Source organism: Chryseobacterium sp. II3a (assembly GCF_057815135.1).
This window is the reverse complement of sequence record NZ_JBYPZJ010000001.1, coordinates 95,653-119,235: the sequence shown is the minus strand read 5'-3', so window position 1 is coordinate 119,235 and position 23,583 is coordinate 95,653. Positions and strand designations below refer to the sequence as shown.

Annotated in this window: 26 protein-coding genes and 2 tRNA genes; 18 read left to right on the top strand and 10 right to left on the bottom strand. The window is 35.1% G+C overall.

What is annotated here, in order from left to right:
- The first annotated feature begins 14 nt into the window (after positions 1-14).
- From AC3HD6_RS00565 to AC3HD6_RS00525, 9 genes are all read left to right on the top strand, one after another.
- A complete protein-coding gene (locus AC3HD6_RS00565; RefSeq protein WP_488894591.1) occupies positions 15-398 on the top strand; it encodes a hypothetical protein in 384 nt (127 codons plus the stop codon).
- A 4-nt stretch (positions 399-402) separates the two neighbouring features.
- Positions 403-816 carry a hypothetical protein gene (locus AC3HD6_RS00560; protein ID WP_488894590.1) on the top strand — a complete coding sequence of 138 codons (414 nt, stop codon included), beginning with the start codon at positions 403-405 and terminating at the stop codon, positions 814-816.
- A gap of 25 nt (positions 817-841) precedes the next feature.
- Positions 842-2,152, top strand: coding sequence for a hypothetical protein (locus tag AC3HD6_RS00555; RefSeq protein WP_488894589.1), 1,311 nt, complete (start codon positions 842-844; stop codon positions 2,150-2,152).
- 14 nt (positions 2,153-2,166) lie between these two features.
- Positions 2,167-2,241, top strand: a tRNA-Lys gene (locus AC3HD6_RS00550).
- 4 nt (positions 2,242-2,245) lie between these two features.
- Positions 2,246-2,318: transfer RNA gene (locus AC3HD6_RS00545), tRNA-Lys, on the top strand.
- Between the two features lie 13 nt (positions 2,319-2,331).
- Positions 2,332-3,027, top strand: coding sequence for a M949_RS01915 family surface polysaccharide biosynthesis protein (locus AC3HD6_RS00540; RefSeq protein WP_488894588.1), 696 nt, complete (start codon positions 2,332-2,334; stop codon positions 3,025-3,027).
- Between the two features lie 79 nt (positions 3,028-3,106).
- On the top strand, positions 3,107-3,307 hold the full coding sequence (locus tag AC3HD6_RS00535) for a YqaE/Pmp3 family membrane protein (RefSeq protein ID WP_228407666.1): 201 nt from the start codon (positions 3,107-3,109) through the stop codon (positions 3,305-3,307).
- A gap of 137 nt (positions 3,308-3,444) precedes the next feature.
- Complete coding sequence (locus AC3HD6_RS00530) at positions 3,445-4,176, top strand: class I SAM-dependent methyltransferase (RefSeq protein ID WP_488894587.1); 732 nt, start codon at positions 3,445-3,447, stop codon at positions 4,174-4,176.
- 111 nt (positions 4,177-4,287) lie between these two features.
- The gene (locus tag AC3HD6_RS00525) at positions 4,288-5,397 is read left to right on the top strand and encodes a serine hydrolase domain-containing protein (RefSeq protein ID WP_488894586.1); all 1,110 of its coding nucleotides are present in this window, start codon (positions 4,288-4,290) and stop codon (positions 5,395-5,397) included.
- Between the two features lie 61 nt (positions 5,398-5,458).
- Here the strand turns inward: AC3HD6_RS00525 and AC3HD6_RS00520 are convergent, their stop codons facing one another.
- Together AC3HD6_RS00520 and AC3HD6_RS00515 are read right to left on the bottom strand one after the other, a co-directional pair.
- Entirely contained in the window at positions 5,459-6,856 is a 1,398-nt protein-coding gene (locus tag AC3HD6_RS00520) for an MFS transporter (RefSeq protein WP_488894585.1), read from the bottom strand.
- Positions 6,857-6,895: 39 nt separating this feature from the next.
- The gene (locus AC3HD6_RS00515) at positions 6,896-7,459 is read right to left on the bottom strand and encodes a TetR/AcrR family transcriptional regulator (RefSeq protein ID WP_488894584.1); all 564 of its coding nucleotides are present in this window, start codon (positions 7,457-7,459) and stop codon (positions 6,896-6,898) included.
- Positions 7,460-7,610: 151 nt separating this feature from the next.
- Between AC3HD6_RS00515 and AC3HD6_RS00510 the strand changes: the two genes are divergently transcribed.
- The 3 genes from AC3HD6_RS00510 (at position 7,611) to AC3HD6_RS00500 (ending at position 9,644) form a co-directional block, all read left to right on the top strand.
- On the top strand, positions 7,611-8,279 hold the full coding sequence (locus AC3HD6_RS00510; RefSeq protein ID WP_488894583.1) for a hypothetical protein: 669 nt from the start codon (positions 7,611-7,613) through the stop codon (positions 8,277-8,279).
- Positions 8,280-8,289: 10 nt separating this feature from the next.
- Complete coding sequence (locus tag AC3HD6_RS00505) at positions 8,290-8,667, top strand: VOC family protein (protein WP_488894582.1); 378 nt, start codon at positions 8,290-8,292, stop codon at positions 8,665-8,667.
- 362 nt (positions 8,668-9,029) lie between these two features.
- Entirely contained in the window at positions 9,030-9,644 is a 615-nt protein-coding gene (locus AC3HD6_RS00500) for a hypothetical protein (RefSeq protein WP_488894581.1), read from the top strand.
- 20 nt (positions 9,645-9,664) lie between these two features.
- Here AC3HD6_RS00500 and AC3HD6_RS00495 read toward each other — a convergent pair whose 3' ends face one another.
- Together AC3HD6_RS00495 and AC3HD6_RS00490 are read right to left on the bottom strand one after the other, a co-directional pair.
- Positions 9,665-10,684, bottom strand: a complete 1,020-nt coding sequence (locus AC3HD6_RS00495) for an NAD-dependent epimerase/dehydratase family protein (protein ID WP_488894580.1) — start codon at positions 10,682-10,684, stop codon at positions 9,665-9,667.
- A gap of 59 nt (positions 10,685-10,743) precedes the next feature.
- Positions 10,744-11,319, bottom strand: coding sequence for a Crp/Fnr family transcriptional regulator (locus AC3HD6_RS00490; protein WP_488894579.1), 576 nt, complete (start codon positions 11,317-11,319; stop codon positions 10,744-10,746).
- 129 nt (positions 11,320-11,448) lie between these two features.
- Here AC3HD6_RS00490 and AC3HD6_RS00485 point away from each other — a divergent pair, with 129 nt between their 5' ends.
- A complete protein-coding gene (locus AC3HD6_RS00485) occupies positions 11,449-13,821 on the top strand; it encodes a TonB-dependent receptor domain-containing protein (protein ID WP_488894578.1) in 2,373 nt (790 codons plus the stop codon).
- A 340-nt stretch (positions 13,822-14,161) separates the two neighbouring features.
- Here AC3HD6_RS00485 and AC3HD6_RS00480 read toward each other — a convergent pair whose 3' ends face one another.
- Together AC3HD6_RS00480 and AC3HD6_RS00475 are read right to left on the bottom strand one after the other, a co-directional pair.
- Positions 14,162-14,533 carry a hypothetical protein gene (locus tag AC3HD6_RS00480; RefSeq protein WP_488894577.1) on the bottom strand — a complete coding sequence of 124 codons (372 nt, stop codon included), beginning with the start codon at positions 14,531-14,533 and terminating at the stop codon, positions 14,162-14,164.
- A complete protein-coding gene (locus AC3HD6_RS00475; RefSeq protein WP_262495897.1) occupies positions 14,533-14,667 on the bottom strand; it encodes a hypothetical protein in 135 nt (44 codons plus the stop codon). Before AC3HD6_RS00475 ends, AC3HD6_RS00480 begins: the two co-directional genes overlap by 1 nt.
- A gap of 101 nt (positions 14,668-14,768) precedes the next feature.
- Between AC3HD6_RS00475 and AC3HD6_RS00470 the strand changes: the two genes are divergently transcribed.
- From AC3HD6_RS00470 to AC3HD6_RS00450, 5 genes are all read left to right on the top strand, one after another.
- Complete coding sequence (locus tag AC3HD6_RS00470; protein ID WP_488894576.1) at positions 14,769-15,389, top strand: TetR/AcrR family transcriptional regulator; 621 nt, start codon at positions 14,769-14,771, stop codon at positions 15,387-15,389.
- On the top strand, positions 15,367-15,858 hold the full coding sequence (locus tag AC3HD6_RS00465; protein ID WP_488894575.1) for a GNAT family N-acetyltransferase: 492 nt from the start codon (positions 15,367-15,369) through the stop codon (positions 15,856-15,858). Before AC3HD6_RS00470 ends, AC3HD6_RS00465 begins: the two co-directional genes overlap by 23 nt.
- Before the next feature lie 391 nt (positions 15,859-16,249).
- The gene (tyrS, locus tag AC3HD6_RS00460) at positions 16,250-17,449 is read left to right on the top strand and encodes a tyrosine--tRNA ligase (protein WP_488894574.1); all 1,200 of its coding nucleotides are present in this window, start codon (positions 16,250-16,252) and stop codon (positions 17,447-17,449) included.
- 141 nt (positions 17,450-17,590) lie between these two features.
- Positions 17,591-18,139, top strand: coding sequence for a hypothetical protein (locus AC3HD6_RS00455; protein ID WP_488894573.1), 549 nt, complete (start codon positions 17,591-17,593; stop codon positions 18,137-18,139).
- A 100-nt stretch (positions 18,140-18,239) separates the two neighbouring features.
- The gene (locus AC3HD6_RS00450; protein ID WP_488894572.1) at positions 18,240-18,680 is read left to right on the top strand and encodes a GNAT family N-acetyltransferase; all 441 of its coding nucleotides are present in this window, start codon (positions 18,240-18,242) and stop codon (positions 18,678-18,680) included.
- Between the two features lie 334 nt (positions 18,681-19,014).
- Here the strand turns inward: AC3HD6_RS00450 and AC3HD6_RS00445 are convergent, their stop codons facing one another.
- The 4 genes from AC3HD6_RS00445 to AC3HD6_RS00430 are packed head-to-tail and all read right to left on the bottom strand — an operon-like array spanning position 19,015 to position 23,513.
- A complete protein-coding gene (locus AC3HD6_RS00445; protein WP_488894571.1) occupies positions 19,015-20,526 on the bottom strand; it encodes a helix-hairpin-helix domain-containing protein in 1,512 nt (503 codons plus the stop codon).
- Between the two features lie 6 nt (positions 20,527-20,532).
- Positions 20,533-21,801: a PP2C family serine/threonine-protein phosphatase gene (locus tag AC3HD6_RS00440; RefSeq protein ID WP_488894570.1), complete on the bottom strand. Its 1,269-nt coding sequence runs from the start codon at positions 21,799-21,801 to the stop codon at positions 20,533-20,535.
- Between the two features lie 11 nt (positions 21,802-21,812).
- A complete protein-coding gene (locus tag AC3HD6_RS00435; protein WP_488894569.1) occupies positions 21,813-22,856 on the bottom strand; it encodes a TerY-C metal binding domain-containing protein in 1,044 nt (347 codons plus the stop codon).
- Between the two features lie 18 nt (positions 22,857-22,874).
- Positions 22,875-23,513 carry a vWA domain-containing protein gene (locus AC3HD6_RS00430; RefSeq protein ID WP_488894568.1) on the bottom strand — a complete coding sequence of 213 codons (639 nt, stop codon included), beginning with the start codon at positions 23,511-23,513 and terminating at the stop codon, positions 22,875-22,877.
- Positions 23,514-23,583 lie beyond the last annotated feature (70 nt).

Genomic DNA, 23,583 nt, shown 5'->3' with positions numbered 1-23,583 from the left:
TACTTCAAAAACAGATGAGTAACATACCACAAAGACTCGAAAATGTTAAAAAACTCCAGGCGAAAAGATGGGAGAATGAAGATCATTGGGATACATTAAATGATCTTTTAGTGAAAGAGCTGGATGAAATTTTACTTATTGAACCTGACAATACTTCTGCACTCATCAACATTGGAGCAATTTATTCCGATATGGGCGAAAATGAGAAAGCCTTGGATTATTTAAAAATGGCTTTAAACCTGGGATCTGAAGATAAAAACCTTTTCGTAAACCTGGCCATAGTTATGATTTATATGGAAAAACATCAGGCAGAATATTTAGAATATCTGGAAGATGCTGAGGGAAAAATTGAAAATCCGCTTACTTTTAAAGCTTATTTTGACCCTCAATCTCATTAAAATTATGATTGAAAAACTAAATAAATTAGCCGCAGCTTTTAATGACTCATTAAAAGCTGCTCTTATCAATATTACCCCTAAAAAGATTGATGAAATCCTCGACAACAGAGATTCTTCAGAATTTTCTGATGCATGGCTGAAAGCCTATCAGGCAGTGGATGGAAAAGAAATAGACGAAGAAACCGAAGATGCTGTTACACATATCCGAAAGGAAATTTTCATCTCTATTTTCAAAGCTACCAGCTCTTCTGAGCTGCCAGCTTATATTTCTGATGACTTTGGATTAATTTCGTCTTACTGTATTCACAATATTGAAAACAGCTGGGTAACCAACTTACTGTTTACTTATCTTAACCATCAGATTCCTCAGGGTGATTTGTTGACAACAGATAAAACATTGAAAGAATTAATTTCATAAAAAAACCAAAAGCAAATAACAAGATATGAGCACTATTGAACAGCTTTATCAATCATTAGATCAGCGCCGCCGTCCCGAAGATGTTGCGGAAATGATTGTTGAATTAATGAGAGGTCAATTAGCTATTCACGAACTGGCAACTTTAAGTAAAGCAGCCAGCCGTTCTCTGAAAAATAGTGTTTATGGATATACCTCAATGCTTGAAACTTTTGGAAAGGCAGTCGGTGCAGACAAACAGATCAAAAAAGCCATTGAAATATTTAAGATTGATGAAAAAGAAAATTCCGGTTATCACAGTGTCAATGGTATTGAAACATTTCTGAAAGAAGTTTCACCGCTGATCCATAAAGATATTGGAGAAAATAATTTTAAAAGTGACAGGCTTAATAAAGATCTGAGAAAACTGGCCGGATTAGATATCTCCAAGCGGAATTACAACAAGAAATGGAGGCTTTTAAAACGTATTGAAATCCGTCTTCAAAAATTCATCCATGAATCAAAGAAGATTGAACTTCAGAAAATAGCTAAACACGGGCTTTCTCATACCATCAGCTTTGAAAATTTCAGCAAAGATCTGAATACAGCCTGCTTTATTGCTTATTTCAATGCGAGAAGTAATCTCAGAAGTACATTCACCAACCAAAGTCAGGAAAGACCCTTTGATGAAATCTGCGAAATGTTGTTCAACAGGTGCCTGAAAAATCCGGGCGAAACTCATTGGGAAGCGATTTCCTATATGTATACGGATGCTAAAGTTTTAGAACATCTGAATGATGAAAAAAAGGGTAAGCTCTTAGGAAAATGGACTGCTATTTTACAGGAACTTTCCGATTTTCTTGAAGAACTATGGAATCAGAACGATATCTACAGGAAAACAATGGCTGTAAAGAAAGGAAATGACTCCACCACCTGGAACAATACCGCCGGAGCCTGGAATAAAGCCCGAGATAACTGGATGAATCTCATTTATGCCCTTGGTCTTGACTCTATTCTGGAGGATATCTGTTTCGGAAAAGTAATGCGATTAATGGCTGCGGATGTTATTGCCTGGCATTTATCAACCGGAGGAAAAATTGATCCTAATACAGAAGTTTGGAATGTAGTACCTTTGCCGTGGGAAGTTTTTCAGGAAAGGGCTTTCTGTAACAAAGAAATGATCGTCAACGCCTGTAAAGAAGCAGGCATTGATCCCGAAAAATCAGGTTGGATTGCTCCCCGCACTCATGGAGTAAATGAATTTAAGCCTACTCCGGAACTGGTACACGGAGTAACTGTTTCCAATCCTTTTCTGGCTAAAGTCTTAAGACAAAACAAATATTTTTCAGGAAAACTCTGAAACAAAAATAAAAAGGATAGGTTAGTTCAGTGGCAGAACACCCGGCTCTTTAACCGGGTTGACGCAGGTTCGAGCCCTGCACCTATCCTGATTTCTGATATAGCTCAGTGGCAGAGCGCCCGGCTCTTGGACCGGGAGGACACAGGTTCGAGCCCTGTTATCAGACCAAAAAATAATCTATGAAAAAAACGCATCTACTCTATTGCCTTCCGATTATATTCTTATTAAACTGTAAAAAAGAAAAGAAAGACTCCTTATCAGAAAGTCAATCCCGGGAAGTTAATCAGGTAGAAAAAAAAGATTCTTTGATCACTACAAAAATTGATTCTGCTCAAGTCCCTCAATCATTAAAGTATAAAGGAAATTTCAAAGAAGGATTCCGATGGAAGGATGCAACCGGAGAATATATGGTTGTTACTTCTGAAACTGGAGTTTACATCAATGAAAATTTTCAACATGAAAATGATGGTGGTGATGCCGAAGTATTTGCCCAGTGCTATTCTTTGGATAATAACCAACAAATATGGAAAGTTAATGACTTTATCAAAGACTGTATGGTAGATATAGATGCTGCATTTAAGAAAAACTCTTTAAGTGTAACAGATCTTGATAAAAACGGTATTGCAGAGATCTGGGTAATGTATGAAATTGCCTGTAAAGGAGATGTAAGTCCTTCGGATTTAAAGGTTATCATGTATGAAGGAAAACAAAAATTTGCCATGCGTGGGGAAACAAAAATTCGAACAGGAATGGAAAACAACGGTAAACCTGTATTTGAAGGCGGGTCTTATACCTTTGATAAAGCTTTTCAACAGGGACCAAAAGTTTTCAGAGATTATGCTGAAAAATTATGGAATGAGCATATGGAGGATTAATTGATCCTCTTTTTTATTGGATTAAAATTCAATACATTTGATCCATAAAACTATCTCATCACCTTAAAAAATTTAAATCATGTTTTTAGCTGTTGTCCTTCCCTTTCTATCTTTTATCGTTAGAGGAAAAGTTCTTACCGGAATCATATGCTTTTTCTTACAAATTACCTTGATTGGCTGGCTCCCGGCAGCGATTTGGGCCGTGATGTCTTTAAATAACGAAAGAGCAAATAAACGAAACGAAGATTTAATTCGCGCTGTTCGTGAAGGCAGAAAATAGAATCATTTTACCTCTATATAGTCAATCCTTTATTTCGGTAAAGGATTTTTTTTGAATCAGTGTTTTAAAACTGTTTCAGCTAATAATTGTAAATTTATTGTTCATTAATTCCGGTTTTAAACCTTTAAATCTGTTCTATGAAAGAAAATAAATATGATAATCCGTCTTTTTTTGACCAATATGAGAAAATGCTTCGCTCCCAATTAGGACTGGAAGGAGCCGGAGAATGGCATGCCCTGAAAAATATGTTACCCGATTTTAAAGGAAAAAATGTACTTGACATCGGCTGCGGATTTGGTTGGCATTGCAGATATGCTATAGAAAACGGAGCGAAATCGGTTATTGGGATTGACATTTCAGAAAAAATGCTGGACAGGGCAAAAGAAATCAATAATCTAGAGGGTATTCTGTATGAAAGAAAAGCCCTGGAAGATGTTGATTATCCGGTTGAGCAGTTTGATATTATTTTAAGTTCATTAACCATGCACTATGTGGAATCATTCGATACGATTGTCCAAAATATTCATCAATGGTTGATTTCAGGCGGTCATTTTATATTTTCCGTGGAACATCCTGTATTTACTTCTGAAGGAAACCAGGACTGGAACTATGATAAGAATGGAGAAAAAACAAGCTGGCCTGTTGACAGGTATTTTATAGAAGGAAAAAGAAATACTACATTTCTAGGAGAAAATGTTATTAAATATCACAGAACCTTGACCACATATCTGAATACTTTATTGAAACAGGGCTTTCAAATAATAGAAATCATTGAACCGGAACCTAGTTCTGAAATGCTAAAGGAAATTCCGGAAATGAAAGATGAACTCAGAAGACCTATGATGCTTCTGATCGCTGTAGAAAAATAAAAAATTACTGTATCTGATTATAAAACAAAAACATAGTTTAAATATCCTTTAGTATATTGTATAACATGGTAATTAAATTAATTCATATCTTTGTATTACAAAATACATTATATGATTACTAAAAAAACAATAACCTTATTAATGGTTCTGCTAATATGCAGTTCTATGGGTGCACAACTCAACTCAAAAAAATATGAAAAGAAGATAGACAGTCTTATTCTTACCGGATTTGGAAATCAGGATGAACCGGGAGGTGTCTTTATGGTAGTTCAAAAAGGTAAAAACCTTTATCGGAGAGCCTTTGGAAAAGCCAATCTGGAACTGGATGTCAACATGACTCCTGAAAATGTTTTTCAGATCGGTTCTATGACCAAACAATTTACAGCTGTAGCGATTCTAATGCTTGAACAGCAGGGAAAACTTAAAGTAAGTGATCTGGTCTCAAAATATATTGCAGACTATCCGAATGGCGATAAAATTACTATTCATCATCTTCTTACCCATACTTCAGGAATCAAGGATTTTACAAAGATGAAAACTTTATCTTCTATTGCCCAAAAAGAAATAGAACCTAAAGCCATGGTTGATTTTTTCAAAAATGAACCTGTTGATTTTGCACCCGGAGAAAAATTTGATTACAATAATTCAGGGTATGTTGTTCTGGGATATATCATAGAACTTACTTCTGGAGATACGTATGAAAATTTTATTAAAAAAAATATTTTTCACACAATCGGAATGACCCATTCTTATTATGCTTCAGACCGGAAGATCATCCCTCTAAGAGCTTATGGATATCATAAAAAAGAATATGGTTTTGTAAATAAGACGATTATTAGCTTCAGTGTTCCCTTTTCTTCAGGTTCACTGATGTCTACCGCCGATGATCTATGGAAATGGCAGCAGGCTTTGAATCAAAATATCTTATTAAATCCACAGGAAACTCAGAAAGCCTTTCAAAAATATAAACTTAATAATGGAGAAGAATTCACCTATGGCTACGGATGGCATCTGAAAGACATCAACGGAACTCCGGATCGTGAACATGGCGGCAGTGTATTTGGATTCAAAAGCATGGGAGTCTATATTCCTGAAAAAGACATTTATGTAATAGGGCTCAGCAATTGCGATTGCCATTCTCCCACCGAAATTACACGCAACATTGCCAAAATAACCTTAGACGAAACAAAAACCTCATCCAAAAACCTTAAAACTAAGTAAAAGCACCTTAGTTAGAATGAAGTGATAAATCGTTTTATAGAAAAACTTTTGATTAAACTATTTATTTGCTTTTAGGAAGGACATGATGTGGTACTTTAAAAATAGCAGCCAAAACAATAATTAAGCATACAATATTAATCAGCAGGGCTATTGTAAAAGCAGTATGATAATTTTCTACTATGGGTTTTGCTCCGAGAAAATAATAGAACACACTTCCCACTGCTACAATTCCTATGATTGCTGCAATCTGCTGAAAGGTGTTATAGACTCCGGAGGCGTTTCCTGTCAGCTTTTCAGGCATTCCAGAAAAAGCAATACTGGCCAGTGAAGGAATTACAGAGCCCACTCCTGCTCCATGGAAAAACAACAGTAGATAAAACAGGTAAAATTCTGTATAATTATTGAACATAATAATCTGAAGGATCAAAACCAGCACAATAAAACAAAGTCCTGCTATCAGGGCTTTTTTTCCATATCTCAGAATCAGCTTCACTGAAAAAGCAGAAGCCATTATAAATCCCAGACCTTGAAATACGATCACTTCCCCTGCTTTCAAAGGACTCATCTTTAAACCATTTTGAAAAAATAAAGAGAGAATATAGAAATAAGAATCCAGCATGATAAAAAAGAAGGAAACAGCAATAATACCCAGATTGAAATTTTTATAACGAAACAATTCAAAATCAACAAGGTATGATCTTTTATTTTTTAATTTCAATTTTTGATTTTTTATGAAGTAAATCAAAATACAAATTGAAATAGCCACCAACAAGATATTCTGAACAGAAAAACCTTCTTTCTCAGAAGCGGTAAGAGCATACGTTGCACTGAAAAGCCCTACGGATAACAGAAAGACACCTCCAATATCAAAATATTCCTTTGTATTCATTTTGGATTCTTCCAGTTTCCAAAGGCTGAAAAAAATAGCCATTAAACATATTGGAATATTAATCAGGAAAATAAGCCGCCACGGTTCATCAAAACCTCTTAGTGAAGAAAAATATCCCCCAAGAAACTGTCCTGAAATGGTTCCGATCCCGATCGTAATACCATACCACCCCATTGCTTTAGTACGCTGTTCATGTTCCGGAAACAGAATCTGAATCATTGAAAGTACTTGCGGAGCCATCAATCCGGCACTTATTCCCTGCACCAGTCTTGAAATCATCAGCTGAATTGCTCCTCCTGAAATTCCACAGGCTATAGAACTAGCCATAAAGAAAATCAACCCGAGAATAAAAATCTTTTTTCTCCCATATACATCTCCCATTCGGCCGCCAGTAATCAGAAAAGAAGCAAATCCGATGAGATAAGCGGCTATCATCAGCTGCATTTCTCCATAAGAAGCCTGAATATCACGCTGTATAGAAGGAATAGAGACATTAATAATGAAAATATCCATTATTGTCAATAGCTGACCAAAAAGTATAACAAATAATTTCAAATAGTTACGTTTCATTTTTATATAGATATATCTATTTTTTATTTCGTGAAAAAATTAGGGTAATAAGCCCTGAATCATTTTTTTGATCTGGTCAAAAGAATCATTATTTTTGTTAATAGTAGAGGTTATCACAGCACCTTCTATCAGCAGAAATATATTTTCAGTGATTATATTGTGGTCCGGCAATTGATGCTCTTCATTGTATTCTTTTACAATTTTATTGATCATCATCTTTTGTTTTTCCTTATGATTTTTTGCAAAGGCAGATACTGCTGCATTTCCTTCTCCTGTCTCAGAAACAATTTTAATGAAAGGACATCCTGCAAATTTTGATGACTTTTGCAGTTTTTTACGATAGTCTATCATAGCAGAAATCTTTTCTTTCGGATCTGAAATATGGGCAATACTCTTCTCCAAACCTTCGAACCAATGCTGCTCTTCTTTAATCAGATAAGCCTGAAGAAGATCATTTTTGGATGCAAAATGATTATACAACGAACCAATAGCGATATCAGCTTCAGCAATAATCTGATTAATTCCTGTAGAATTAAATCCTTGCTTATAAAATAAGTCTGAAGCCACTCTGATGATTCTTTCACGTACTTTTTCCTTTTTCATTCTGAAAAATTTTCACAAAACTACATAAAAAATAGAGAAGTCACTCTATTTTTTTTATTATAGAGAAACTCTATCTAATTCATGAATTTTTTTTTCCGTGGAGTTATTATAATTGCCAAAATAATACGATCTTTAAACTAAAAGACCAAGCATGTTCAAATTTTTCAGGAAGAAGAAAAAAAATAAGGCCAATCTCCATTCTGTAACCATTCCTAACCAGGGATGGGAAAAAGTCTCTGAAGATCATGATGCTATCAGATGGGTAAATCCACAACAATCTGCCCTGATTGTCCTTCACTATTTTGATAAAGAACCTGATCTTCCTACTGTAAGAGATCTTGATTATCTGAAAAAGTTTTATAGAAATATAGCGGCTTCCTCCAATGGTGGCAGTATTGAAACAGATATTATCCATATTCATGATATTCCTTGTATAAAGACCATTATTAAGTTTCCTCAGCAGGAAACTGGAATGATTTATATCGCCTCTATCACCATTCCTTTTGAAAACTGCAGTTATGTGGTAAAAATTCAGGCTAACGAGATTGGCATTACAGGAATGAGAGATGCTGTTATTCTCAACAAGATGATCGAAGCCGGAGAAGTAAAAATAGATGACGAAACAATGACCCATTGGTTTGAAGATCCTTATGATCCCGACTTTAAGCAAGGAACACTTATGAATAAATCTGAGCTTGAGAAATATGATCATGAATTTCCTGAACATCCGCTTTCCATCGCCAGATCTCTAATCCGATCAATAACTGAAACAATTATTTTCAAAAAAGAAATAAAGGAACTTTCATCATTTAAAAGATAAAACCACGTCCATGAATTCATCCAACCCCGTTGTTTATTTTGAAATCCCTGTTAATGATCTGAACCGTGCAGAAGAATTTTATTCAGCTGTATTCAATTTCAGTTTTGAAAAGGAAATTATTGATCAATATGAAATGGCCCTCTTCCCTTTTGAGGAAAAAAACAGTGGAATTACCGGAGCTTTGGCTAAAGGTGATGTTTATAAACCAACAAAAGATGGGGTTATTATTTATTTTAAAACAGAAAGTATTGATGCTACATTGGAGAAAGTTCTTCAGCATTCAGGAAAAGTTCTTTATCCCAAAAGAACTGATGATAAATATGGTTTTGCAGTGGCAGAATTTGAAGACTCGGAAGGAAATAGGATTGCACTTCACCAAACGATCTGAGAGGAATGAAGATGGAGGCCGGGAGATGGAAGTTATGAAGTACATAGAAGCAAAATTTCCCACTAATGAAACATTGAGTGATACTAAACGAATTATTATGTAAGTATTTTACAAAATAATTTATTACTTCTGTGTTAAATATGAACCCATAGATTATTAGAGGTGTAATTGTTTTCGGTATAAAATAATTTTTGAAACGCTTTTGACATTAAAAAGATTTATGGTTTAAAACTTCCTGCCTCCATCTTCCATCTTCCATCCTCAAAACGCATTCCATTCATCGCATAACATTTTTCAATTTATGTTTCAGCATATTTTGTATCTTTAATTACCATTTCAATAAAAATATTTGGTAATTCGTTATGACAGAAGAACTTTATTTCATCAAAACCAACCCAAATATTGCCAAAATCAATTTGTACAATAAGCTTTGCCGTGAAGAAGAAAATTTTCTGAGCTTCCTTCAGCCTGATGGAAAAAGAAGTCTTGAAATCATCAAGGATAAAGTAAAAGATTCTGTAGAAGAGCTTACCCGGGAAGAGCTTCTCAATATATTTTCATGGTTCAGTAAGGCTTATCCTTCAGATCATGAAGAAATAAGAACGCAATTGTTCATCAATGGTATTGATCTTTTTTACGAAATTCAATCGCCGGTACATACTGAATACTTTCTTAAAATTCTTTCAGACTATGAGAAGCTGTCCCAGGAAAATCTGAATTATATTGTCAATGCCCAGAACTTTAACCAATTTCTAATCTATGGAATTTTTCTTACAGAAATAATCAACAGAGAGCAAGGCAAAGAAAATATCCTATCTGATTATCTTAAAACGGATTACCAGTCTTTATATACGCTGGCTGAAAATCAGTCCGAGTTGAAAAGCTGGGATGAGAATAACACGGCTAATCTTCAACGTTACTTCAATGATCTTTATGACCTAACTAAATTTTATAAGGGTTCAATTATTCAATTATAATTCAATAAAAAAAGAGAATGTTATACCTCTTTCCAAAGTTCAGGATGCTGCATTAAATAATCAAACGCTTCCTGTACAGCTTTTTCTGGACTTTTAGGATTAAAACCCAGCTCATTCCTGGCTTTTGAAATATCAAAATCCTGTTGCAATCCTGAGAACATTGAGATATCTTTTCTAGTCAATACAGGAGCTTTTCTGCTCAATTTTGCAGAGAATTCCATTAAAGCAGCAATAGTAAACAAAATTCTTTTGGGAACAGATTTGGGGATTTTCAATTTAAGATCAGGGTATCGCTTATTCGCCAGAATTGTTGTATCTGTAATTGTCATGCATTTCTCATTAGCCAGAATATAACGTTCTCCAGGACGTCCTTTTTGCGCGGCCAGATAACAGCCTTCTGCAACATCTTTCACATCTATCCAATTCAGGGTAATCTTTGTATCTACAGGAATCTTTTTGTTCAGGATAAGCTTTAGTATACCATAGGAAACATTCAAAGGTAAAAAGGCTTCACTGCCAATCATCGCGGACGGCATAATGGAAACAAGTTCTACTCCAAGTTTTGCTGCGAGTTCAAAAGCTAGTTTTTCACCATCATTTTTGGAATTATAATACATATCTCTCCTATCCGGATTGTATCCATTGCTTTCCTTTGTGGGCAGTTGAGTATAATCAAGAGCTGCGATAGAACTTACATAAATGATTCTTTTTACTCCTGCTTCAGCAGCGGCTTCAATGGTATTTCGGATTCCTTTGATATTGACATCATAAATTTCTTTTTTTGGATCTTTAGCCCACAGCTTAAAAGAAGCTCCCACCGCATAAAATGTTTCTACTCCCTGAAGTGCTTTTACAAAAGAAGCTTTGTCCGTAATATCAGCCTGAACCAATTCACAATTCAGGCCGGCAAAAGGTTTTGTATTGTGGACATTTCGTACCGTCGCCCTTACCGGAATCTCCCTATTCAGTAAAAATCTGACTAAATTATTTCCTAAATGTCCATTAGCACCAGAAACGAGGCTTAGATTATTCTTTGTCATTGCATTAATTTTAATACAGCAAATTTCATCCTCTTGCTCTCGGTACCACTTGACTTTTGTTAGTTAATTATTTTTCTTCTGATTCGGCTCAGGCTTTCCGGTTTCATTCCAAGAAATGACGCGATATACTGAATAGGAACATGCTGAATAATTTCAGGATAATCTTTTAAAAGCTTAAGATACCGCTGTTCTGCATTGAGGGCAGACAATTCCCTGGAACGGTTTTCATTATAAGCTATAGAGTGTTGAAATACTGAAATACTGAAGTCTTTCATCGCCTGACTCTCGTTGACCAAATGATCGAGATTTACCTTTGTAATCCTTAGAAGTTCACATGCGGTAATACATTCCACACTATGATCCGAGACCGTTCCATTGACAAGATGAGAATAAGAAGTAAAAAATCCTGGTGGGCAGTTGATATGTGTTGTCACTTCATTTCCGTCCTCATCCATATAAAATAATCTGAGGTACCCTGAAACAATATAATATAGGTAATTGGGAACCTTTCCAGCTTCTTCTATCACTGTATTTTTAACAAAAGATACAGGCTCAAAATATTGTTGAATCCTTTCAATTTCTTTTTGACTAAAATTATGATTGGAGCTGATGTATTGTAATAGTTTGCCGTGCATCAAAGTCAAATTTATATACTTACAAAAATACCAAAAAGAATAGTCCACTATTTTATTAATAAGAAAACATTTTTCACAAATCGATGTAATATTCTCTGCAAAATAATTGTCTTGTATAAAAAGCTAAATATGAACCGGAAAATTATTCTTCTTTTAAGTCTTACAGTTTCTTCATTCATTTTTGCACAAAGTGTAGAGGGAACCATTACGGACAAAGAAAATAAACCTGTAGCAGAAACAGAGGTGCTTATCACAAAAAATGATAGTAAATTTTCTGCTATTACAGATGACAAAGGATTATTTAAAATTCCTTTGAAAGAAGATGGAAATTATATACTTGAGATTATAAAAGATGGGGTAAAAACCAACAATGAGAAGATTGAAGTAAAGGGTAATATCAGAAAGGACATCCAGATCAAAGATGAGCCTGTAATACAGAAAGTAGAAGGAGTAACCATTACCGCAAAGAAAAAATTATTCGAAAGAAAAGTAGACCGTCTGGTCTTCAATGTAGAGAATTCTGTAGCATCCCAAGGCATAGACGCCATAGAAGCACTTGCTAAAACACCCATGGTAAAAACCACTGATGAGTCTATAAGTATTGCGGGAAAGAGTAATGTAGCTGTAATGATTAATGACAGGCTGCTGAATCTGAACGGACAGGAACTTATCAATTATCTGAAGACAATCCGTTCTGATGATATTCTTAAGATTGAGGTCATCACCACTCCACCGGCAAAATATGACGCAGAAGGAAAAAGTGGACTGATTAATATTATTCTTAAAAAAAATGCTAATCTGGGATGGAATGGATCTATTCAGACTTCAGGAAATTATTTTTGGGGGAAGCCTACCGTTTCATCAAGAGGAGGTGCCACCTTCAATTACCAGGGAGAAAAACTTTCATTAAGTACCAATTTATCTGCTGGGGATAATTACTGGCAGTATAATATTTATAATAATATGTCCGGTATTTCAAATAATAATTACTGGAACAAAGATGGGGACAACCTTAACAATTATAAATACAAAAGCGGGAATATAAAAGCTGAATATAAGATTAATGATAAAAACCTTATCGGCATCAACTATAATTATTCACACAGCAATCCTAAGGAAATAGGAGTAAGTAAATCGGCCCGTTTCAATGGAAAAGAAGTCACTACTATTTCTTCTGATTTCAATAACAGAAACAGCCGGGATGTTCATAATGCTACTGCATTTTATGAAACTAAAATCGATAGTGCCGGAGGTAAGCTGAATATAACGGCTAATTTGATGCTTAACAATTCCAATGCGAGAAATTTCTCCAATACCTATACTCCACAAGAGATCTATACAATGGCTAACCCGATCAGTAAATACAGAATTTACTCGGGACAGGCTGATTTGGAAAAAACATTTGGTAAAATAAAAACAGAATCCGGGCTGAAGTATACGAAAATCAAAAATGATTCTGAATTTAATTTCTTTGACATTATCAATGGTCAAAATCAGCTTAACGCAGGTAAAACCAATACATTCCTTTATAATGAAGAAAACTATGCCGCTTATTTTTCAACCAATTTTAAGATCAATGATCAATGGGATGCAAAGGCTGGGCTCCGTTATGAATACACCACACTGGAAGGCATTTCTATGAATGATCATATTTCCACAAAGATCAAATATGGTAAACTCTTTCCTACTGCTTACGTAAGCTATAAGCCTAACGAAAACAATTCATTTTCATTAAGCTATTCCCGAAGAATTTCACGTCCTTATTTTGGAAATCTGAATCCGTTTAAGTATTTCACCTCCAACTTTGAATACACCACCGGAAATCCTTATCTACTGCCATCATTTTCGGATAATTTTGAGTTCGGCTATGTTTTGAATAACAATCTCAACATTACCCTTTATCACAGCTACAACAAAGACAGCTGGGACAGAATTCAGATGATTGATGAAAATTACAGATACACCATCGCGAAGAATTTCTATAATGAAAATCAGACCGGAGTCAATATCAGTTATAACTACAATAAACTGAAATGGCTGGAATCTACTATTTTTCTGAATGGATATTATACCAAAGCAAAATCTTATGATCCGTCTATTCTGCCTGTTCCTCCGGGATACAGCGCCAATGTAAACATAGACAATAGTTTCTTCCTTAATAAAGATAAAACAGTGACTTTCTTACTGGGATTGTGGGGAAGTCTTCCGAACAGAGACGGAAATACCTACTATTATACCAATGCCTCATTATACACAGGATTAAAATTGGCATTCATGGATAAAAAGCTTTTAGTCAATCTGTACCTGAATGATGTGCTGAATACCAACCGTGAAAAAGGAATAGAATATTATCCGGATTATAATATTGATTACCAGTACAAAGGAATTACCAGAAACGTTCATCTTTCCCTAACCTATAAATTCGGAAATAATAATGTAAAAGGAGCTACAAAACAAGTGAAATTTGAAGATTCCAGCAGGGCAAACAGCGGCAACAATTAAAACCTTGCCCTCTCTTTAGCATAAAAAACAGGATAAAAACAATAACCCCAGCCGGCAGCCTTTTTTCAATAAGGTTCTGCCGGTCTTTTTTATGATGATTAAAAATGATTTTCCCCTTTTACATTTTTTGAAGTATGTTCCTATTTTTCTTTGACGCAAAGGTTTTATCTTCTTATCACATACTTTTAGGCAGCAAAGAATGGAATCAACTTTGTTGATTCGATAAAGCGGGTGTATCCATCTGCTTCATCAAAATCGATTGTAAAATCGATTCTATCTTAGTTCACATAAAACTAAAAGCAAATTTTAAATAATCTCAAGCATTTAATGTTGCCTCAGTTTACTCCCTCTTTCTTTTTAAAACGGAAAATGATCTTATATAAAAAAAGTAATATAGCATTCCTCCAATAAAATAAGCCACTACATCAAAAATATCTCCTGTAAATAATGGAGACAGCTTCGGACAAAGCACTTCAAACAAAAAAGACAGATATAAAATTGAAGTAAGTACAAACTTAAAATCTGGTTTCCAGCTAAATCTTAACAGAGAATTCATGATATACTCTATCAGGTAACAATACATCGGAACGGTAATAAGATCTGTAAAATGATTATTGATAACAGGAATAAAAATACCATTCTTTCTCAGTTGAATAATGAGCAGCCACGCTGCTAATCCCATCAAAAACCAATATGAAATCCTTTTTTTCATCACATGTGCAGCACTGCCATAATAAATCCAATAATGACCTGCAGCACTTTTGCCATTATATCCTGGATATCGGTTTCATTTTTCTTTTCACCACTTCCAGCAGCCTCATAATCAAACTTTTGTTTTCCTTCCATTGTCATAAGATTTGATAGTGTAAATATACTTAAATTAGAACAATTGTTCTAATTTTAAAAATATGATTTATTCCCAGCCTGATAATTCATATCTTTGAAAGATGAGCACAAAGGAAAAAATTTTGGCTAAAGCTCTGGAACTCTTTAATGACCAGGGATACAACAATATCACAACAAGACATATTGCAGCTGAACTTTCTATCAGTCCGGGAAACCTTCATTACCATTTCAAGCATTCTGAAGATATTATCAAGATTCTTTTTGGGGAACTTACCCTTAAAATGGATGGACTATTGAACAAAATGAAGGAAAAAGAGCATAAAACACTAAATGATCTTTACAGGTTCACTTCTTCCACCTGCGAGATATTTTACGATTACAGATTCATCTTCATGAATCTTGTCGATATATTGAAAAAAATACCTGAAGTTGAATCTCAGTATGAAGGCATTAACCTCAACCGAAGAGAAGAATTTCAGTTAATTTTCTCCGATCTTCAAAAGAATAACATTTTGAAAAAGGATGTTCCTGATTTCATCATCAATAATCTCACGGAACAGATTTTCATCATTGCAGATAATTGGATTACCCATAACCGATTGATTTCAAAGCTTAAGAAAAAAGCAGCAATTCAGTCATATACGCTTTTACTGATGAACCTCTTCTACCCTTTACTCAATAAAGACCAGCAAAAACTCTATGAACAACAATACATCCGATAATCCTCCCTTTGTCATCAGAAAAGGAGACTCATGTGATCTTCCCGAGATGTTACAGCTTTTTCAGAACACCATTACAACCATATGCAAAGTGGATTATAATATCGACCAGCTTAATGCCTGGAGATCTGGTGCAGAGAATCAGGAAAGATGGAACAATGTTATCAACCAACAATTTGTTTTAATTGCTGAAATAAAAAATAAAACAGTAGGCTTTTGTACCCTTGATAAAGGAAATTATATTGATCTACTCTTTGTTCATAAAGATTATCAACATCTGGGGATTGCCACTCAACTTTATAAGCTTATTGAAAAAGAAGCTCTACATCAAAATCAAAAATTCTTAACTGCAGATGTGAGCAAAACGGCTAAACCTTTTTTTGAAAGGATGAATTTTAAGCTTATTCAGCAACAAACTGTGAATGTAAAAGGAATTGATCTCATCAATTATAAGATGGAAAAAGCCTTATAACATGATAAAAAACATATAAGGCTATTTTAACAGATTGTGGCATAGAATTAGCTTAGAAAATGACAAGTAAAATTGTTTTGAACCATTATTTTAGACCATTAAGATACGTAAATGGTTAAGTTTTTTCTAAAAAAACAAATCTTGTTATAACCACTACATTACATCTTAATGGTTTAAATATTGGAACTTCAGGGAAATCCTGTTATATTTACAATATCAATGAAACACTTAAACAGCATATTGCGTCTTCCATTCTTCAGTGAATATTACACTCCGAGCTATCGTTCGGGAGGACTTTCTATATCTGTATTCTAAATTAAAATCTAAACTTAAAATATATAGAGCCCGGACAGTATTGTCCTGGCTTTTTTCATTTAAAAAACTTTACAACATGATTGATACATTACAAGAAAATGTTTCTATTATCCTGCCAGAAAACGGATTGGAGGAGAAATTAAAACAAGCAAAAGAAGAAAACAGATCCCTATCGGTTAAACTAGGTTTTGATCCCACTGCTCCGGATTTACATCTTGGACATGCTGTTGTTCTGAAAAAACTGAAACAATTTCAGGATCTTGGACATCAGATTATTATCGTAGTGGGAAGCTTTACCGCGAGAATTGGTGATCCCACCGGAAAAAATAAAGCAAGAAAACCTTTAAGCGCTGAAGATGTTCAGCATAATGCACAAACTTATATCAACCAGTTATCTAAAATTATTGACGTTGAAAAAACAAAGATTGTTTTCAACTCTGACTGGCTTGATGCACTGAATTTTTCAGAAGTTATCCAGCTTTTATCAAAAGTCACAGTTGCGCAACTTATGCACAGGAATGATTTTAACAAAAGGTTTACAGAAAATACTCCTATTGCCATACATGAGCTGGTATACCCTATTCTGCAAGGCTTTGATTCTGTAAAAATTGAATGTGATATCGAAATGGGCGGAACAGATCAGCTTTTCAACTGTACCATGGGAAGACAGCTGCAGGAAGTTCATCAGAAGCCTGCGCAGATTGTAATGTGTATGCCGCTGCTGAAAGGTCTTGATGGAAAGGAAAAAATGAGCAAGTCTTTGAACAACATCATTGGTCTGACTGATGAACCGAATGAAATGTTTGGAAAGACTATGTCTATTCCGGATACATTAATTGAAGAATTTATTGATCTTACCACTAATTTTTCAGTCGACGAAAAAAACAGTTTAAAATCAAAAATAAACAGTGGTGAAAATCCGATGAACATCAAAAAACTGGTTGCCAAAAATATTATCAGTCAATATCATAATGATGAAGCGGCTGAAAATGCTGAGCTGTTCTTCAATAATCAGTTCCAGAATAAGAATTTTGATGAAAAAAGTTTTGAGCCTGTTTCTATCGATACTCTAGCCCATAATCAACAAAAAATGACTGTTCTTGAACTTTGTCATCAGTTAAGAAAGGACCTTAGCAAATCAGCAGTCAGAAGGCTTATCGAAAGCGGAGGTATTCAAATTGACTCTGTAAAAATGACAGAACCTGATAACTCAATTGAGTTGGTAAAAGAGATCAAAATAAAAATTGGTAAAAGAAGCTTTTTTGAATTGGTGTAAAAGAAAGATTAAATGCCGGAAAAAGCAGTGAAATTTACAAAAGTATTACATTCATTACCATTTCCGGCATATCTATTCTAAGCCTATTTTTATTTTCAAATCCAATTAAATCAATATCTTCGCCCCAAGAAACAAAAAGCAATGACGCAGGCTGAAATCCTTACCCTGATTGATGAAGAACTTTTCACAGACAATATTAAAACCGAACTCAGTGAGCAAAAAATTATCTGGACAGATCATTCAGGGACAGAAAATTCAGTATCTCCACATCAAACGGCGATCAACAGCAATGGTGTTATTGCATGGTGGCAATGTAATGAAGCAGGAAAAGAGGAAGTAAGAATCAGATTGAAGGAAAAAAAAGTTCTTACCTGGAAACCACCCATCAACACACTGGTACAGCCTACTTTCCGGGATGGTCTTTTATATTTTTATGAAAACCATCTTATCATTAAGTATAAAGACACTCATTATCAAAGGTTATTTATTTTTAACATCAATACTTTAAAAGACGAAGAAGTTCTCATTAATGCACTCACCATTCAGGTAAAAATTATTGACAACGAGCTATTTTTAGGAGGTTTATACCAAGATGAAGAGTTTCTAAAAATCACTATGTATCCGGATCGTTTTGAAAAAGAAAATATTAGTGAATCCTATCTTCAGCAAAGAAGTATTACATTTGATTAAACTTTAAATCAAGTTCAGGAATTATTGTTAAAGATAAATACTTACTAATTTTGCCGGTCAATAGGAAAAATATGGCCTGAAATTCGAATTCAAAAAAATTATGAAAATTCCATTTACTTATCAAAAAGCTACAGAAAACGATATTGATTATCTTCTTGATCTAAGAACGAAGACTATGGTTCCCCACTATGCAGAATCTAATCTTCCTACAGACCAGGAAACAACTCTGGGCAGAATTATGGATCAGTTTGATAAAGCTCATCTTATTTTTCTAGATAATCAACCTATTGGACTTTTAAAAATAGACAAAACAGATACAAATATTGATATTCTACAACTTCAGATTGATCCCAGCCAGCAAGGTAAAGGATTAGGAAGAATGATCCTGACTGATATTCTAGAAGAGGCTTCTGCTGAAGGAAAAACAGCTTCTTTAAGTGTTTTAAAAACCAATAAGGCACAACACCTTTATTCCAGTTTAGGTTTTAAAATTATAGGTGAGGATATACATTCTTATTTCATGGAATTTTCACCGGTTTAAATGCTGATATTTGCAATAATAAGTTGTAATTGCGAGCTGAATAAAATATATCACAGATTGGGTTGATATTTTTTTCCCACAGATGGCACAGATTTTCCAGATGATGATACATAAGATCTGCGTAATCTGTAAAATCTGCGAGAGATCTTAATCTAATGATTGAGATTGCTTCATTTCATTCGCAATGATAAAAAAGAAACAAAGGATTTACGGATCACTCAATTTTATCGGAGATAAAATCTTTGCACCTTAAAACACACAGTATACAAAATCCTTGCGTCTGCGCGTTTTCCAACAACGTCCAACACCCGAAAACAAGATAATCCAACAATGACTATTGATTAGCCATTGTCACATAGATCAGTCTTCCACCTTCTTCCGCAGACAACAGTATTTTCTTTCCATCAGTAAGTTCTACCATAGAGCCTGGTGGGATTTCTTTCTGTTCCGTAATGTCTTTCATCCCAGCTAAGCTTTGATTCACCAATACCCATTTTTCCTGATGGAAAGTAAAATATCCTACAGGCATTTTATCCTGCATCGTCAGATTTTCATTTCGGATCACCTTTCTCGATACATGCCATTTGAATAAATATTGATTATGATACACCATCAGCCGGTGATTTTCAGGTTTCCAAACCTCATCATCAAAACGGAAATACAGATCTAAAACCGGAAGTGTTCCCTGATGCGGAGTTCCACAGAAAGGGCATTTAGGATTACTGGTATTATCAAAAACATACCATTTCTCAGTACAATTAGTATTCTGACAAGGCTGTATCAGATCTACGGTTTTCAGTAAAGCAGTTTCCCATTCATTGGCAGTAGGACGTCGGATAGGGTCGTGCAGTCCGTCTATAAATGTTTTCCTAAATAAATCTGCAATATAGGGACCTGTTACAGTATAAGGAATCTTTTTAGGGTCACCCCAAAAAGTATCCCATCTTCTCAGGTGATCAGCTCTTACATTATTGGAAGGATCATTGGGGTGTTCTACAAACAGAGCTTTTTCACCCATGGATATCACTTCATCCTTTTCAGAATCCAGATCCCAGATCTTTCCACCGCGAAGTGGATGCCTTCTCAACAGATACATGTAAATCAAAACGGCAAGGGCATGTAAATCAGTTTTCTGATTAGGCAGATGCCTTGCGGGATCCTGAAGTGCGAAATGCTGGGTTTTTAAAACTTCGGGAGCAATAAAATCGGCAGTTCCAATAACTTCCGGTGGAAATAGCTTCGGAACAACAAGTCCGTCAATATCAATAATACAAGCCGATTTGGTTACCGGATCTACCAGAATATTGTTATACGACAAATCTGAATGAGCCAATCCCATCTGATGTAATTTCTTTACACCCCGGCTGATATTAATGGCAATCTGAAAATAACTTAACCAATCTCCCAGTTCAGACGTATCTAGTCTTAACGGATACTGTGGATTTCTAAACATGGGTGCGGTGAACCATTTTCCCACCTTATCTTCACCCTGGATATTATCTGAGCCTACATATCCTTTAGCAAAGAAGAATTTTTGATTGTAAATAGGAACAATAATACCTGTTAACCTATTTCTTTCTACAATATCATAAGGCCATCTGAATATTTCATTCAGAAAGTAGTCTGCAGCATTTCCATTTTGGATATTTTGAAGGTAGGTAGAAACAATTCTCATAATCCTTTCTTTCTGTCCTTCATCCAGCGGATTTCTGTAAAAAGCAACTACATACTCTCGGTCCGGCGAAAAGTAAACATCTTTCACCCCACCCTGGATGGGTTTTTCATCTACATATTCATAGGCTTTGGATGCATCCAGGACAGAGACAACCTTTATATTATTTTTCATGTTTAATTAATAAATTATGGCCAGTGTACGATCATCATGGTTTCCACGGCTCCAGAAATCTATCCAAAGGAGAAGTTGTTGAGCAATTTCTGCATCATTCATAAAATCTACTTTCGTAAGATCATCATTATCTCCATTAAGATCGTTAAAAAATGCTTTCCAGCTTTCTGCATCTTCCAATTTATTTTCGGTAAGAAATTTAGGATCATAAATTCCATCCGTCATAAGAACCAGATATGAAAAATCTTCGATGCATGTTATTCTGAAACGGGATACAATATGATCGTTAAAAATCTCCTTCATGGTCATAAAGCGGGTTCCCCCGCTGAACTCTCCCACATCCATAGTATTCAAAAGTTCTACTTTGGAAAAATCAGTATTGATCAGGTTGATTGGGCAGTCTCCTACTCCGAAACTCAGTACAACATATCCAAACCTGAACTTTTTAACCAAAGCAAAAATAAGTGTGGAATGCAGATCATTGATGGAAAAATTATTATCTAAAGCCGTTTTCTCCAGTTCATGATGAACATGTAAAACACCTTCATATAAAAGTCTTATTACATTTTCTTTGGCTTCATCCTGTTCTTTCTTTGGGGCCTCTGAAGTATAAATGATATTGATGTTTTTTTCAATTTCACTTAACACTTCTGAAGAACTGAAAAACTCATTAACAGAAACTGTGACGAGCCTTGAACCTTCCCTTGCCATGACAGCAGAACCGGCACCATCAGAAACTGAGATAATATTCCAATCTGCCGGAAGTTCACTCACTGCAAAATCATCTTCTCTGAATTTCCCTTCATGGGCATGAGAACGGCCTCTTTTGGAAGCTACAACAATTTTTTTATCTGAAAACATGCCCTGAAATGAAACCTCATCTTCTTTATAAAAGTCAGCATTTCTGTCACTGGGAATATTCTTCCATAAATCTTTGGGATCAATATTGACTAATAACGGAACTCTTTTAACATCTGTATGCTCTTTATCTTCTGTGTGAAAAAATTCTATATCCAGATGATACATATTATGAGCTTTCGGAATCCCAAAAATCCTGTCATTTTCAAACGTTAGTCCGGTTTCTTCAAGGTTTCCAATATTTTTAATCCTGATGTTAGGAAAATCAGCCATCTCAAAAGTGAATTCATAGAACTTCCCTGAATGGGCATGTTGTAATACCCAGTGAACTTCTTTAAACTCTTCTTTTTCTTTATGAATAGTTCCTTTTTCCATAGGCTTTCTCCCGATTCCAAAATAAAATGAAGGTATTTTCATAGGCAAAGTAATTAACCTAATGTTCTGTTGATATCAAATCCACCACCGGAATACCCGTAATAATCGGATGTTCCACACCAGGGACATTTATTGTATCCTTCCCCTTGCAGACAATGGATTCCACCACAAGCACAGGTGGCCAAAGCAATAGGATTTGCACAATGTGGGCAAGAAGTTCCACCCTGAAGCTCTTCTATTGAAATTTTAAGATTGCTTCTTTGGGCAGAAGACAACCTGTAATAAGCTTTCTCATCAATTTTATAAGCGCCTTCCAGTTTATAATATCTTGTAGACATCCCCGGAATACTGGATTCTCCGAATGTCTTCTTAAACTTCATCAGATAGAGTTTATCCGTCTCTGAACATTTACCATTCAAAACAACAAAGTTATTATCCGGAAAACGCTGTTCCATCTGCGGATCTACCTTTTCCAGAATAACAGAATCTATTTTAGATAAATTTATTCCTTCTTTCTTCGCTTCTGTTACACTTTGACTGGTTGTTTTAATAGAATCTGTTACCCATTTGAAGAATTCTTTATAGGAGTTTTCATCCGTATTATTAAACAGTAAAACATTATCTGCCAGTGAACCCAACAGCTTATAATTGGTATTCTCTCCTATAGATACTGCAATGGTATTAGATTTTCCGTTATACTTGCTGTTCCATCTTTCAATCGCTTTGGTAGCATCATCAGTAGGAACCCCGTCTGTAAACAAAAATACGATAGGCTTCCAATCTCCTTTTCTGTCATAGGTTGTTTTTACAATTTCCTGATCTATACAGTCCATTATTTTAATCAATCCTTGAGACAGTGATGTACCACTGCCAATCGGAATTTTTGGAGGATAAAAACTTATGATATCCTGAAGTGGTGTAATCACTTCAGCTTCTCCTGCAAAACCTACCACGGAAATATACACCGTTTCCAATGAATACGGATCTTTCTTAAGTTCCCGGACAATGTTGGAAATTCCTTCCTGCACCTGCTCAATCGGGTCTCCTACCATAGATTCGGAGACATCAATTAAAAAATAAATCGGTAGTCTTCTCATAACTGTAAAGACAATTTTTTAAATAATAATATTTAGCTCCGATGGTGGCGGAGGTAATGTTACGTGATCTGTTGTATTCTGTGAATGCCCGCCTTGTGTAATAGAAGTACTCACCCATTTGAAAAAAGATGAAAGAGTGATCGCATCTGTAGTATCAAGCTTTACAACATGATCTGTTAATTCTTTCAAAAACTGTTCATCAGCCTTAGGTCCTGCCGCACAGCCTACAATGGCTCCAAACTCAAGACCTCTAAGAATTGGAATCATCTGTCTGTATTTCTGAATATCGGAAGGTTTTCCATCAGTAAATATAAAGAGTAAAGGCTGCCAGTCACCTTTTTCATCAGCAGATCCTTTTACAAGATCTTTCTGAACAAGATCGGATACCATTTCCAGTGCAGCCCCGGTATGAGTTGGCCCACTATCCGGACAGGTGATTTCCATGGGATAAAAATTGGAAAGAGCTATTAAAGGAATAATATTCTTAACTTCTCTATCAAAGGTAATAACACTTAAGTGAAGGCTGTCCATCGCTTGCGGATCTGCACGAAGCATACTGATAAGCCCATTAAAGCCGTTGTTCAATGCCTGGATAGGTTCCCCGTTCATAGAGCCGGAAGTATCCAGTAAAAAATAGGCTAATAATCTTCTGTTCATAAGGGTGGTTATTAAGTCTGAAGCCGGCGGAGGAAGTCGAAGACTTCCCAGCCGGCTTTTATGTTGAATA